The following is a 13,421-nucleotide window of genomic DNA, read 5'->3' as shown; positions in this document are numbered from 1 at the left end:
GGGACGGACGGGAGGCGCGGGGCCAGCCGGCACCGCGCCTCCCGTCCGTCAGCCGCTCACCGCATCACGCGGGGACGGCCGGTCCGACCGGCCACCGCAGCAACGCCGCCGCCGCGACCCCGCCCGGCAACGACGCGGCGTTGACGAGGACCAACTCCGCGTCCGTGAGTACCGCGGCACGGACGAGCGCGCACACCGCCGGCACCGCTCCGATGACGGGCGTCCCGGCAGCCTGCTCCGGCGCCGTCGCCACCCACGGCGCACCGGCGAGCGCGAGGAGTGTGCGCTCCCCGACCGCCACGGCGTCGAGCGCGACGACCGATCCCTGCGCCTGCTGCAGCGCCCCGACGACAGCCCCGAGCCCGGTCACCGCGAGGTTGTCGCCCCGCCCGACGTGGGTGCGGAGCAGGTCCTCGAGGTCGTGACGTCGGGTGGCGACGACGCGCGCGAGCGCGGTCTCGACGTGCTCCACGAACGCCTGCTTCGACGAGGCATCCGCGCGGGGGTCGCCCGGGAAGACCGAGGTCAGCGCGCGGGTCTCCGACGACAGTGCCTTCACCAGGAGCTCCCGTGCGGTGACGTCCCCGGCGACGACGACGAGTCCGGGGCGGAGGGTCCGGACTGCCTCGTCCACGGCCGCGGCGGTCTCCGACGAGTTCTGCTTCCAGATCTCCTCGGTGTGCTGCTGCCAGTGCGGCTGCTTCCACCCGGTCCCGGCCTTGGCGTAGTGCAGCGTGTCGTTGCGCCCCTGGACCTGCTGCTCGTCGAGCGCGACCGGGGCGTGTCCGAGCCGGTAGGCGCGGAAGGCCCCGCCCTCCTTGCCGGCGTGCACGACCAGGAACGGCAGGTCGACGGGTCGGTGGGCGACGAGGGGCACGAGGTCCGGCACGGCCCCCACACCCACCGACTCCGCACCGTGCAGGTGACCGGGCAGCACTTCGCTCAGCACGAGGGAACCGTCGTGGACGAGCACGTAGCGCGTGACGGGCGACGGGACACCGGGTTCCTGCTCGAACTCGCCGGCGATGAGGTCGACCACGCCGTCCGTCGCGCCCTGCCCGCGGAGGGCCTCTTCGACCGCGCGCAGCTTCAGTGCCGCCTGTCGACGGGGGTCTTCCACGTTGCCGGAGACGTCGGCGTAGGCCCAGGCCCAGGTCCCACCGCCCTCCAGCCGCTGTCCCAGGATCCCGTGCAGTTCGCTCGTCGCGTTGGTCGACGTCATGGCAGCTCCTCTCGGACGGATGCCGGGGCTGTCACGAACCCCGACGTTTCGTGTGGACCCACACTCCACCTCTTCGGCCGTCACCGTTCAGCGCACACCGCCAACACCCAGAGTCTGCGCGAAAGTACAGCCGCGCTCGGTTTTGTGGTTGGCTGGACCGTACCCCGATCGACGACGAACCGGAGTCCAGGCAATGCGGCCACGACCGAACCGAAGCGCGATATCGAGACGACAGCTGCTGGGCTTCGGCCTGGGCACCGCTGCCGCCGGACTCCTGGCCGGGTGCGCCGTGCCGGGTTCCACCAACGTGAACAAGGCGGCGCTCATCCCCGCCGCCACGAGCGGGCAGAAGGTCGAGCTGACCTACTGGGCCTGGCTGAAGGACCTGCAGAAGGTCTGCGACGTCTGGAACGAGACGCACCCGGACATCCAGGTGACTGCGAACTGGATCCCGGGCGGCAACAGCGGCGGGTACCAGAAGATGTACTCCGCGCTCGCGGCCGGCGGCGGCCCCGACATCGGTCAGGTCGAGCTCCGGCAGATCCCCGAGTTCATGCTCGCCAACGGCCTGGTCGACCTCGCCCGCTACGGCGCGAAGGACTTCGAGTCGAAGTACGACGACGCGGCCTGGGCGCAGGTGTCGTTCGTGGACGGCGTCTACGGCATCCCGCAGGACACCGGGCCGATGGGCTTCTACTACCAGACGGCGATCCTCGAGCAGGCCGGCGGCGAACCCCCGACGACGTGGGACGAGTGGCGCGACCTCGCCGAGAAGGTCCGGAAGACCGGCGCGCAGAACTACCTCGAGGTCTTCCCGGTCTCGGATGCCTCCCCCTTCGCCGCGTACGCGCAGCAGGCCGGCGCCCGGTGGTTCAGGGTCGACGGCGACGAGTGGGTCGTCGACATGACCGACGACGAGACCCTGATGGTCGCCGACTTCTTCGACGGCGTCATCGACGACAAGCTCGTCGACACGAGCGCCGGCGCGTACTCCCCCGGCTGGTACGCCGCGGCGGCGAGCGGCAAGATCGCCGCCGTCACGAGCGCGAGCTGGGGGGACGCCCTCATCGAGTCCGTCCAGGGCGGCGAGGGCAAGTGGAAGGTCGCGCCCATGCAGAAGTGGGGCGACACCGGGTTCGGGTCGAGCGCGATCGGCGGCTCGACGGCCGCGGTCCTCGCGAACGCGAAGCATCCGAAGGAAGCGCTCGAGTTCATCACGTGGATGACCACCTCGAAGGAGGGCATCGACGCGATGATCAAGTACTGCGGCATCGGCTGGTCGCCGGCGAAGGACTACATCGGCGCGCAGCGCGAGAAGCCGAGCAAGTGGTTCTCCGGCCAGAACTACAACGAGGACGTCTTCGTCCCGGCCGCCCGCGAGCAGAACGTCGACTGGTCCTGGTCGCCCGTGACGCAGTCGGCGTTCACGAGCCTGCAGAACCAGTTCCGCCGCAAGCTCACGAGCGGGCTGAAGCTCCCCGATGCCGTGGAGCTCGCCCAGAAGGAGATCGTCCAGTCCTTCAAGGACAAGGGCCTCAGCGTGAGGACGGCACGATGACCACGACGCAGCCGAAGAACAGCTTCCGCACGAGCACGAAGGCCACGGCCGCACAGAAGCGCGCCCCGTGGATCCTGCTCGCGCCCTTCCTCGCACTGTTCCTGCTCACGTTCGTCATCCCGATCATCAGCGCGCTCTTCCAGTCGTTCACCACCGTCGACCGCGAGGGACTCTTCGGCGAGGACGGCGTCGTCGGCCGGTTCGCCGGGTTCGACAACTACGCGATCGCGCTGCAGGACTCCGGGTTCGTCGCCTCGATCGGCCGGATGCTGCTGTTCGGCATCGTGCAGGTCCCGGTGATGATCATCGCGTGCACGATCCTCGCGCTGCTGCTCGAGTCGGCGAGCGCCCGGTGGCCCGGGTTCTTCCGGGCGATCTACTTCATGCCGTACGGCGTCCCCGGCGTCATCGCGACGATCCTCTGGTCCTTCTTGTACGTGCCGGGCCTGTCGCCGATCGTGTCGCTGCTGCAGGGGATCGGGCTCCAGCCGGACTTCCTCGGCGCGAACAGCGTGCTCTGGTCGATCGCGAACATCGTCACGTGGACCTACACCGGCTACAACATGCTCATCATCGTGGCGCAGTTGAAGTCGATCCCCGGCGAGGTCTACGAGGCCGCCAAGGTCGACGGCGCGAACGCGTTCCAGGTGGCGTGGCGGATCCAGATCCCGCTCATCGCACCGGCGCTCGTGCTCACGACGGTGTTCTCGATCATCGGCACGCTGCAGCTCTTCGCGGAGCCGCAGATCCTCTCCACGGTCGCCCCCGCGATCGACACCGAGTACACCCCGAACTACGCCGCCTACACGAACGCGTTCGCGTTCAACGAGTACGGCGTCGCGAGTGCGCAGGCGGTCATCATCGCGCTGGCTGCGTTCATCCTGTCGTTCGCGTTCCTCGCGTTGACGAACCGTCCGCCGAAGGACGAGCGAGATCAGCGGAAGCGAGCGAAGCGGGACGGCCTGGAGGCGCGGCGTGCGCTCCAGACGCGCGCATCCGCCGTCCGCACGGTCACCTCGCAGGCCGCACCGCGCCTCCAGGGCCGCTCCGGTCCGGACCACGGCACCACCGTCACGAAGGGGGCGGACGCATGACCAGCGAAGCCATCGAAGCGCCGGCCACCCGCGTCAACGCGGAACGGCTCGACACGACGTCCATCAGCGCGCACCAGCGACGCAAGCTCGACCGCTCCGGGAAGTCGCAGATCGTCGTGACGGGCATCCTCGTCATCGTCGCGCTCTACTTCCTCGTCCCGCTGTACTGGGTGGTCATCGCCGCGACGAAGACCACCGGTGCACTGTTCGCCACCAACGGGTTCTGGTTCGGCGGCGACTTCGCGCTGTTCAGCAACCTGCAGCAGGTCTTCACGTACGACGGCGGCATCTTCGTCCGCTGGATCGCGAACAGCATCCTGTACTCGGGCGTCGGTGCGGTCCTCGCGACCTACTTCGCCGCCGCGGGTGGCTACGCGCTCGCGAAGTACGAGTTCCGCGGTCGACAGCTCGTCTTCGGCACGATCCTGGGCGGCGTGCTCGTGCCCGGGACCGCGACGGCGCTGCCGCTGTTCCTGCTGTTCTCGACGCTGGGCCTGACCGACACGTACTGGAGCGTGCTCATCCCGAGCCTCGTGTCGCCGTTCGGGCTGTTCCTCTGCCGGGTGTACGCCGCGGCCTCGGTCGACACGGCGCTGCTCGAGCAGGCCCGCATCGACGGTGCCGGCGAGCTCCGGATCTTCCACACGATCGTGCTCCGGCAGATGACGCCGGCGCTCGTCACCGTGTTCCTGTTCCAGGTCGTCGGCATCTGGAACAACTTCTTCCTGCCGCTCATCATGCTGGCCGACCAGAAGCTCTACCCGATCACCCTCGGACTGAACAACTGGCGCTCGCAGGTCGACCGGCTGCCGGAGTTCTACCAGCTCACCACCGGCGGGGTGCTCGTCTCGGTCATCCCGCTCGTCATCGCCATCATCGTCCTGCAGCGCTTCTGGCGCGGGGGCCTCACGGAAGGATCGGTCAAGGGTTGACCATCGCCGCACTCTCCTCCACCGTCCCCGGTTCGGACACCCGGCTGGCCCCGCGGGCCTGGCTGCACACGGACGCTCCCGCCCTGTCGTTGAACGGGGAGTGGGACTTCCGGTGGTCGCCCGTCGCGGACGTCCCGGAGCCGGGGCCGGAGGACGAGTGGGGCTCGATCCCGGTGCCGGCGCACTGGGTGCTGCACGGGCACGGTGCGCCGAGCTACACGAACCTCCAGTACCCGTTCCCGATCGACCCGCCGCACCCGCCGGAGGAGAACCCGACCGGCGACTACCGACGCTCCTTCGAGCTGCCGTCGTCGTTCGACGCCGCGGCGCGGGTGCTGCTCCGGTTCGACGGGGTGGAGTCGCACTTCCGGGTGTGGGTGAACGGCGCGGAGGTGGGCTGGTCGACCGGGTCGCGGCTCGCGACGGAGTTCGACGTCACGTCCGTGCTGCGACCGGGGACGAACGAGGTCCGCATCCGGGTGCACCAGTGGTCGGCGGCCTCGTACCTCGAGGACCAGGACCAGTGGTGGCTGCCCGGGATCTTCCGCGACGTCACGCTGCTGGCGAGGCCGACCGCCCCGATCGACGACGTGTTCGTCCGCGCCGGCTGGACCGCCGTGCTCGGGAGTGCGGCGAGCGCCGGGACCGCGGCGTCCGGCCGCCCGTCGACGGGCACGGGGACGATCTCGTTCCCCACGATGGACGCTGCGTTCCCGGTGCGGTTCGCCGTGCCGTCGCTCGGCGTCGACGTCGTGTGGGCGGGTCCCGACGACGTCGTGCCGATCGAGGTCGAGGGCGTCGAGCCGTGGAGCGCGGAACTGCCGACGCTGTACGACGCGACGCTGTCCACCGGGACCGCGGCCGGTGGGAGCGCCGGCGGTGAGACCGTGTCGCTGCGGCTGGGCTTCCGTACCGTGTCGATCGAGGGCGACCGGTTCCTGGTGAACGGCGAGCGCGTGGTCTTCCACGGCGTGAACCGGCACGAGACGCACCCCGAGCGTGGTCGGGTGTTCGACGAGGAGCACGCCCGCGCCGACATGGCGCTCATGAAGCGGCACAACGTCAACGCCATCCGGACGTCGCACTACCCGCCGCACCCGCGTGTGCTCGACCTCGCCGACGAGCTGGGCTTCTGGGTGGTCCTGGAGTGCGACCTCGAGACGCACGGGTTCATCTTCACCGGCTGGGTGGGCAACCCGTCGGACGACCCGGCCTGGCGCGACGCGTACCTGGACCGCATCGCACGGACCGTCGAACGCGACAAGAACCACGCGTCGATCGTGATGTGGTCGCTCGGCAACGAGTCGGGCACGGGCCGGAACCTCGCCGCGATGTCGCAGTGGGTGCACGACCGCGACGACCAGCGTCCGGTGCACTACGAGGGCGACTACACGGGCTCGTACACCGACGTGTACTCGCGGATGTACCCGACGCTGCAGGAGACCGAGTCGATCGGCGGCGGTCCGGCCACGCCCCTGCTCGGCTGCGGCCCGGCCGAGGCTGCCCGGCAGCGGTCGAAGCCGTTCATCCACTGCGAGTACGTGCACGCGATGGGCAACGGGCCCGGCCAGATCGCCGAGTACGAGGCCCTCGTGGACCGGTACCCCCGGCTGCACGGCGGGTTCGTGTGGGAGTGGCGGGACCACGGCCTGCTCACCCACACGGCCGACGGCACCCCGTACTACGCGTACGGCGGCGACTTCCACGAGGTCGTCCACGACGGCAACTTCGTGATGGACGGCCTGGTACTGCCCGACGACACCCCGACCCCGGGCCTGGCCGAGTTCGCGGCCGTCGTCGCGCCGATCCGGCTGTCCGCGTCCGACACCACCGTGCTCATCGAGAACCGGTACCACTCGGCCTCGACCGCGGGACTGCGCTTCCACTGGACGCTGTCGCGCAACGGCGTGGTCGAGCACGAGGGCCGGTTCACCCCCGGTGTCGTCGCGGCGCGGTCGTCCGCCACGGTGCCGCTGCCCGACGAGGTGCTCCGGGCCCAGGCCGCGACGCCCGCTCCTGGCGACGAGCTGTGGTTCGACGTCACGGCGGAACTGGCGGGGCCGACCTCGTGGGCGGACACCGGCCACGTCGTCGCGCGCACCCAGACGCTCGTCGCATCGCGTGCTGCGGAGCCGACCCGCGCCTCCCGGCAGACCTGGGAGGGCGACCGACTCGGTGAGGGGACGTTCACCGCCCGGGGCGACCTGTCGTCGTGGAAGGGGCACGAGGTCGCTGGGCCGCGGCTCGAGCTGTGGCGCGCGCCGACGGACAACGACAGCCTGGCGTCGCAGGGCGGGTACGAGACCGCGGACCCGGTGCTGACGCACGGGGTGGGCGATCCGGACGCTCCGGCGTCGGCCACACGGTGGCGGGAGCGCGGACTGGACCGGCTCACGCACCGGCTCGTGTCGGTGTCGCGGACGGACTCCGGCCTCGAGCAGCGCGTCCGTGTCGCGGCGGCGAACAGCGGGTGGGGCGTCGACGTCACGCACCGCTGGACCCTGACGGACGCCGGGCTGCTCCTGCAGACCGACGCAGTGCCGTTCGGCGCGTGGGACGTCACCTGGCCGCGGATCGGTGTGCGCTTCGACCTGCCGGCGGCGTTGGCCGACGCGGACGCGACGTGGTTCGGGACGGGGCCGCTCGAGTCCTACGCGGACTCGTCGCACGCTGCCCGCGTCGGGAGGTTCACGGCCCCCGTCCGCTCACTCGGGGTCGAGTACTCCATGCCGCAGGAGACGGGGCACCGGCCGGACCTGCGCGAACTGTCGGTCGGACCGTTCACGGTGACGACGGTCGGGGCGCACCGCGCAGGGTTCACCCTGTCGCCGTGGACCGCGCAGCAGATCGGGCGCGCGATGCACCCGTACGAGCTGCCCGCCTCGGAGCACCTGTACCTGTACCTCGACGCCGCGCAGCACGGCCTGGGTTCCCGCGCGTGCGGCCTCGACGTGCTGCCGGAGCACCAGCTCTGGCCGCAGGCGTTCTCGTGGAGCGTCGTGCTCGGCTGACCACAGCCCGGAAGTCGTATATCTGATACATATTCCTTGCGGTCGCTGCCGGCGTCCGGAAGGGTCTTCTCCGCACCACCAGCAGAGAGGACCCCATGCACAGCACACCCCGGCGCGCCGTCGCGAGCGCCGCCCTGACCGCCCTCGTGGTGGTCGGCGGCGGCCTCGCGACCGCGGTCGCCACCCCGTCCCCCGCACACGCGGTCGCGCCGTTCCCGGTCACCGACCCCTTCGTCGGTCTTCCGGTCGGCACCACGATGCCGCCCGGGTGGACGCGCATCGCGACGGACGACGGTCAGGCCGCGATCGTCGACCACGGCAGCGCCGGACGGTGGCTGCGACTGACCGACGACACGAAGCGCGTGAGCTCCGCCGTCTACAACGAGTCCCCCTACGACTCGAGCCACGGACTCACGGTCGAGTTCGACCAGCGGATGTGGAGCACGACGGACACCGGCCACGCCGACGGGATCGGCTTCTTCCTGCAGGACGCCGCCGTCCCGCTCGACTCGATCGGGCCCGTCGGCGCCGGGCTCGGCTACCACGACGGTACCCGTCCGTGCGAAGAAGGGCTCGGCGGCGGGGTCGTCGGGATCGGCTTCGACCGCTTCGGCAACTTCGCCCGCCCCGACGTGGTCCCCAACGCGATCACCGTGCGGGGCCCGGAGCGCGAGTGCTACCCCGTCCTCGCGACCACGGGCGACCTCGGCGACGGGTTCCTCGAAGACCGCGAGACCACGGCCGAGACCGCCACCCACCGCCACGTGCAGATCGACCTCCTACCGACCGACGCCGGCGGCATCCGGGTGCTCGTCGCGATGTCCGAGCCGACCGCCCCCGGCCCCGAACCCGGCGAGCTGCGCGAGGTCGTCAGCGCCGACCTCCCCGCCACGGCGCTGCCGAAGCAGGTGCGGTTCGGCTTCAGCGCCTCGACCGGTGGCCGGTCCCAGTTCCACGAGATCCGGAACCTCCGGGCGACACAGCCCACCGACGTCGTCACGACCGCCCGAACGCTGACGAGCGCGCCGGTCACACCCGGCGAGGACGTCACGTTCGAGCTGCGGTCGGTGAACGACGGGCCGTCGACGATCGGCGGCGCAGTCGACGCGGTCGCTCGCACGGTGGCGGTGACCGAGGGTTTGCCGCTGACGGACGTGCGGTGGACCTGCCGAGCCGAGGCCGGGGCGTCGTGCGGCGCTGCTGCGGGCGAGGGCGCGGTCGTCGCCGAGTGGTCGGGCCCGGCCGGAGGCGCGGTCACGATCGCGGTGCGGGGGACGGTACCGGTGACCACCCCCTCGGGCCTCCACACGATGCCGGTCGAGAGCGTCACGGACTTCACGGCCGACCGCCTCGACGCAGCCCGCCCGGCGATCGCGCTCGACGGGTCGGTGTCCGACGTCGACCTGTCCAACAACGCCGACCGGACCGGGTTCGAGGTCGTCCTGCCCGAGGCCGTTGCGGTCGAGGACGAGGGCACGACGAAGCAGGGCGAACCGGTGACGATCGACGTCCTCGAGAACGATCCGCTCGACGGGAGCTCGGCGGACCCGGACTCGCTGCGTCTGAGCGCCGACGGGATCGAGGGCGCAGAACTCTCGGCGGACGGCAAGCGGCTCCGTGTCCCGGGCGAAGGCGTCTGGACGGTCGCGGACGGGCGGGTGACGTTCACCCCGGAGCCGTCGTTCTCCGGACCGGCTTCGCCCGTGCGGTACCAGGTGACGACGCACGCTGGGCAGACCGTGGTGGCCACGATCCGGGTCACCGTGGAGCCGGCGGAGTCGGTGGTCGTGCCGCCTGGCCCGGGCCCGGGCGCGGGGTCGGGATCGGACGGATCGGGCACGGGCGCGGGCACGGGTACCGGCTCCGGCACTGGTGCCGGTGACCGCGGGAGGTCCGACGCTGACGCCGACGCCGAGCGGGCGAGCGCACGGGGTGTGCTGGCGTACACCGGCGTGTCCGGGCCGGCCGTCCTCGTCGCAGGGTCCGCGGCTGCGGTGCTGCTCGTCGCCGGGGCGTGGGTGTTGCTCGCGCGTCGGCGCGCAGCGACGGCGGGCGCCGAGCGGTAGCCGCGCGCGCGAGCAGGCTCGACGGTCTGCAGGACGGGCGTCACCCTGGGCCACCACCGCGTGGTCCGGGGCGACGCCCGTCGTGCGCGGTCGTGCGCGGTCGTGCGCGGACCCGACGCGGCGGAGGCGGAGGATCGGCGGCGTTCGTGACCGTTCTGGTTCGCGATCCCCGGCGTTCGCGAACCAGAACGGTCAGCGCGCCCGACGATCTCCTACTCCGGCGGGCCGCCAGCGGCGGGGCGCGGTGCGGCTGGGCGTGATGCGGCTGGGCGTGATGCGGCGGGGCGCGGCGCGGCTCGCACAACGGAAGTCGCCCCTAACCAGGCGGAAGCGCGGTTCGAGGTGGCTTCCGTTGTGCGCTGGCCAGCCGCGCCAGCGCGGGCGCCGAAGCCGCCGGCGCGCTACGCGCTCAGCGCCGGGATCGCCGCCGGGTCGGACGAGTCGAGGAACGCCGTCAACCGCTCGGGCTCGCCCGCCTCACCGATCGCCTCGGCAGCCCGTCGCAACGCGAACAGCGCCCGCAGCACGCCCCGGTTCGGCTCGTGTGACCACGGCACCGGCCCGACGCCGCGCCACCCCGCCTTCCGCAGCGCGTCGAGCCCACGGTGGTACCCCACCCGCGCGTACGCGTAGGACTCGAGGGTCGCACCGCGCTCCCACGCCTCGTCGGCGAGCAGGGCCCACGCCAGGCTCGAGGCCGGGTGCGACACCACGACACTCGCGACGGGGGCGTCGGCGGCGAGAGCGGCGGTCACCTCCGGCTCTGCGGGCAGGAGTGTCTCGGGGTTGGCGGTCGGGTCGGGCAGCAGGTTCTCCGGCATGCCTCAAGCCTGTCACGGTCGGTGGGCCTTGCGCGGCCCGAGGGTCCCGGCGTAGCGTGATGGGGTCCTCGTCGTCATCACGGGGCCACCGGTGCGGGACGACCGACCGGCGGATCGGATGGCGGTCACGCAGGACTCCCCGACGGAAGTGGACGAATTGCTGTCGATCACCGGATCTGCTCAGCCCTCGCGCTGACACCGTGATCGTCGCGCCCCGTCGGGCGCTTCGCCCTCTGCGGCGGGTCCGGTGTCGTGCGCCCAGCATCGACCACCGTGGAGGCACCCGTATGCCCATCAGTCCGTCCGTCGTCCTGAACGACCTCAGTTTCACCTGGCCCGACGGTACCGTCGCGCTCAGTCACCTCACCACCGCCTTCGGCCGTGGCCGGACCGGCCTGGTCGGGAGGAACGGTGCCGGCAAGTCGACCCTCGTCCGGTTGGTCACGGGTCGGCTCCACCCCACGTCCGGCTCCGTCACGACGTCCGGCCCCGTCGACCACCTGCCGCAACGCCTGCAGCCGCAGAACGACGACGCGGTCGCCGACCTCCTGCGCATCCGTCCGACACTGACCGCTCTCCGCGCGATCCTCGACGGTGACGCCGCCCCGGAGCACTTCGACGCCGTGGGCGACGACTGGGACCTCGAGGAACGCGCGGCCGCGGCGCTCGACGGCATCGGCCTCGGCATCGGCGCCGACCTCGAGCGTCCGGCGAGCACCCTGTCCGGGGGCCAGGCCGTCCTGGTGGCCGTCGCGGGCATCCGGCTGCGGGGGCTCCCGATCGCGTTCCTCGACGAACCGACGAACAACCTCGACCGTCGCGCCCGGAGCATGCTGCTCGACATGGTCGACGACTGGCCCGGCACCCTGGTCGTCGTCAGCCACGACCGCGAGCTGCTGGAGCACGTCGACGAGGTGGCCGAGCTCCGTGCCGGCGCCATGACCGTGTTCGGCGGGACCTTCAGCGCGTTCGAGGAGCACCTCGCCGTGCAGCAGGCTGCCGTCGAACGCGAGGTCCGCGTCGCCGAGCAGCGGCACCGCACCGAGAAGCGGCAGCGCATCGAGGCCGAGACGAAGATCGCCCGGCGAGCCCGGTCGGGTGTGAAGGCGGCCGAGGGGATGCCGAAGATCTTCGCGAACGAGATGCGGAAGCGCGGCGAGCAGACCGCGGGGCGGCTCCGCACCGGGTACGCCGAGGACGAGGCCGCCGCGCTCGCCACCAAGCGTGAGGCCGAGGGGCGCCTGCGTGCGGACGAGTCCATCCACGTGACCCTGCCGGATCCGGACGTACCGGCATCGCGACAGATCGCCACGATCAGGCTGCGTGGGCGGGACACGATCGTGCAGGGTCCGGAGCGGATCGCGGTCGCCGGGGACAACGGCATCGGCAAGACCACGCTGCTCGAACAGCTCGTGGGGGTCAGCGGTGCACGCGAGCACCCGCTGCCCGACACCACCGCTGTCCCGCACGTCGACCGTATCGGCTACCTGCCGCAGCGGAAGGACTCACTCGACGACGCGCTGTCGGTGCTCGAGAACGTCCGTCGGGACGCTCCGCACGTCCCGCCCGCCGAGGTGCGGAACCGCCTGGCGAAGTTCCTCGTCCGCGGGGACACCGTCGACCGTCCGGCGAGTGCGCTGTCCGGCGGGGAGCGGTTCCGTGTGGCGCTCGCGAGCCTCGTGCTCGCCGATCCCCCGCCTCAGCTGCTGGTGCTCGACGAGCCGACGAACGACCTCGACCTGACGAGTGTCGACCAGCTCGTCGACGCGCTCCGGGCGTACCGCGGGGCACTCGTCGTGGTCAGTCACGACGAGGCGTTCCTCGACCGCCTCGACCTCACCACCCGCATCGAGCTCCGCTGACCTCAGCGCCGCCGGGTCGGACGGATCGCCAACGACTCGATCGTGCCCCGCTCCGGCAGGTCGACCACGGTCCGGACGGCGTCGGCCACGTCCGACGGCGCGAGGTAGTACGCGGTGTCGTAGTCCTCACCGAGCTTCTCGGTCAGCGCCCGCTGCATGTCCGAGTCCGTCCGACCCGGGTGCACGCTCGACACCCGCACGCCGTTCGGACGCTCTTCTTCGCGCAGGGCATCGGCGAAGGCCCGCAGCGCGAACTTCGACGCCGCGTACACCCCGCCGCCGGGACCGGAGTGGAACCCGGACCCGCTGTTGATCGGGACGACGATGCCGCGGGCGGCGCGGAGGGCCGGCAGGGCGAGCCGGGTCAGCTCGGCGACCGCGAACACGTTCGTGGCGAAGACCTGCTCCCACACGGCACGCGGGGTGTCCGCGACGGTCGTGCCCTGCTCGACACCGGCGGAGTGCACGAGGACGTCGAGGCGTTCCGGCAGCGTCGGGACCTCACCCGCGCCGAGGTCGCCGACGAACGGGGATGCGCTCGGCAGCTCTCCGACGAGTGCATCCACGGCGGCAGCGGACCGGCCGCCGACGAGCACGTGGTGCGTCCGGCCGAGGTCGACGGCGATCGCCCGGCCGATCCCTCGGGTCGCGCCCGTGACGAGGGCGGTCGGACGGACGGGAGGCGCGGTGTCGGTCATGCGCACCACCCTACGGAAGGCGCGGGGCGGGCCGGCACCGCGCCGTGCGGCTGTGGACGACCGGAACGGGCGTCGCGGGGCGGGCCGGCACCGCGCCTCCTGGCCGTCAGGGTCGGGACGTGTCGGCGGCGACCCGGCGACGGCGCCGGACCGCCCA

General features: G+C 71.9%; 9 protein-coding genes. 6 read left to right on the top strand and 3 right to left on the bottom strand.

Annotated elements, in window-relative coordinates; genetic code table 11:
* Positions 1-64: 64 nt before the first annotated feature.
* A complete protein-coding gene (locus Q7F20_RS10155; protein WP_305739977.1) occupies positions 65-1,222 on the bottom strand; it encodes a hypothetical protein in 1,158 nt (385 codons plus the stop codon).
* 193 nt (positions 1,223-1,415) lie between these two features.
* On the opposite strand from Q7F20_RS10155, the gene Q7F20_RS10150 reads away from it, so the two are divergent.
* The 5 genes from Q7F20_RS10150 (at position 1,416) to Q7F20_RS10130 (ending at position 9,883) form a co-directional block, all read left to right on the top strand.
* Positions 1,416-2,780, top strand: a complete 1,365-nt coding sequence (locus Q7F20_RS10150) for an extracellular solute-binding protein (RefSeq protein ID WP_305739976.1) — start codon at positions 1,416-1,418, stop codon at positions 2,778-2,780.
* Positions 2,777-3,874 (top strand): carbohydrate ABC transporter permease, encoded by a 1,098-nt coding sequence (locus tag Q7F20_RS10145; RefSeq protein ID WP_305739975.1) that lies wholly within the window; start codon positions 2,777-2,779, stop codon positions 3,872-3,874. Before Q7F20_RS10150 ends, Q7F20_RS10145 begins: the two co-directional genes overlap by 4 nt.
* Positions 3,871-4,806 (top strand): carbohydrate ABC transporter permease, encoded by a 936-nt coding sequence (locus Q7F20_RS10140; protein ID WP_305739974.1) that lies wholly within the window; start codon positions 3,871-3,873, stop codon positions 4,804-4,806. The genes Q7F20_RS10145 and Q7F20_RS10140 overlap by 4 nt, the downstream gene beginning before the upstream one ends.
* Positions 4,803-7,817, top strand: a complete 3,015-nt coding sequence (locus Q7F20_RS10135) for a glycoside hydrolase family 2 TIM barrel-domain containing protein (RefSeq protein ID WP_305739973.1) — start codon at positions 4,803-4,805, stop codon at positions 7,815-7,817. The genes Q7F20_RS10140 and Q7F20_RS10135 overlap by 4 nt, the downstream gene beginning before the upstream one ends.
* 95 nt (positions 7,818-7,912) lie before the next feature.
* Positions 7,913-9,883: an Ig-like domain-containing protein gene (locus Q7F20_RS10130; protein ID WP_305739972.1), complete on the top strand. Its 1,971-nt coding sequence runs from the start codon at positions 7,913-7,915 to the stop codon at positions 9,881-9,883.
* A gap of 401 nt (positions 9,884-10,284) precedes the next feature.
* Here the strand turns inward: Q7F20_RS10130 and Q7F20_RS10125 are convergent, their stop codons facing one another.
* Positions 10,285-10,704: a DUF3151 domain-containing protein gene (locus Q7F20_RS10125; RefSeq protein ID WP_305739971.1), complete on the bottom strand. Its 420-nt coding sequence runs from the start codon at positions 10,702-10,704 to the stop codon at positions 10,285-10,287.
* A 287-nt stretch (positions 10,705-10,991) separates the two neighbouring features.
* Here Q7F20_RS10125 and Q7F20_RS10120 point away from each other — a divergent pair, with 287 nt between their 5' ends.
* Complete coding sequence (locus Q7F20_RS10120) at positions 10,992-12,566, top strand: ABC-F family ATP-binding cassette domain-containing protein (RefSeq protein WP_305739970.1); 1,575 nt, start codon at positions 10,992-10,994, stop codon at positions 12,564-12,566.
* A 2-nt stretch (positions 12,567-12,568) separates the two neighbouring features.
* Here the strand turns inward: Q7F20_RS10120 and Q7F20_RS10115 are convergent, their stop codons facing one another.
* Entirely contained in the window at positions 12,569-13,264 is a 696-nt protein-coding gene (locus Q7F20_RS10115; RefSeq protein WP_305739969.1) for an SDR family oxidoreductase, read from the bottom strand.
* Positions 13,265-13,421: the final 157 nt, after the last annotated feature.

Source organism: Curtobacterium sp. A7_M15 (genome assembly GCF_030705415.1).
Classification (GTDB): domain Bacteria; phylum Actinomycetota; class Actinomycetes; order Actinomycetales; family Microbacteriaceae; genus Curtobacterium.
The sequence above is the reverse complement of the archived record's forward strand: the minus strand, read 5'-3'. Positions and strand labels throughout refer to the sequence as shown.

Bases quoted from the DNA above. Each gene is read 5' to 3' on its own strand.
- Q7F20_RS10140 (WP_305739974.1), top strand. From the start codon at position 3,871: ATGACCAGCGAAGCCATCGAAGCGCCGGCCACCCGCGTCAACGCGGAA.
- Q7F20_RS10120 (WP_305739970.1), top strand. From the start codon at position 10,992: ATGCCCATCAGTCCGTCCGTCGTCCTGAACGACCTCAGTTTCACCTGG.
- Q7F20_RS10155 (WP_305739977.1), bottom strand. From the start codon at position 1,222: ATGACGTCGACCAACGCGACGAGCGAACTGCACGGGATCCTGGGACAG.
- Q7F20_RS10115 (WP_305739969.1), bottom strand. From the start codon at position 13,264: ATGACCGACACCGCGCCTCCCGTCCGTCCGACCGCCCTCGTCACGGGC.
- Q7F20_RS10150 (WP_305739976.1), top strand. From the start codon at position 1,416: ATGCGGCCACGACCGAACCGAAGCGCGATATCGAGACGACAGCTGCTG.
- Q7F20_RS10130 (WP_305739972.1), top strand. From the start codon at position 7,913: ATGCACAGCACACCCCGGCGCGCCGTCGCGAGCGCCGCCCTGACCGCC.
- Q7F20_RS10145 (WP_305739975.1), top strand. From the start codon at position 2,777: ATGACCACGACGCAGCCGAAGAACAGCTTCCGCACGAGCACGAAGGCC.
- Q7F20_RS10125 (WP_305739971.1), bottom strand. From the start codon at position 10,704: ATGCCGGAGAACCTGCTGCCCGACCCGACCGCCAACCCCGAGACACTC.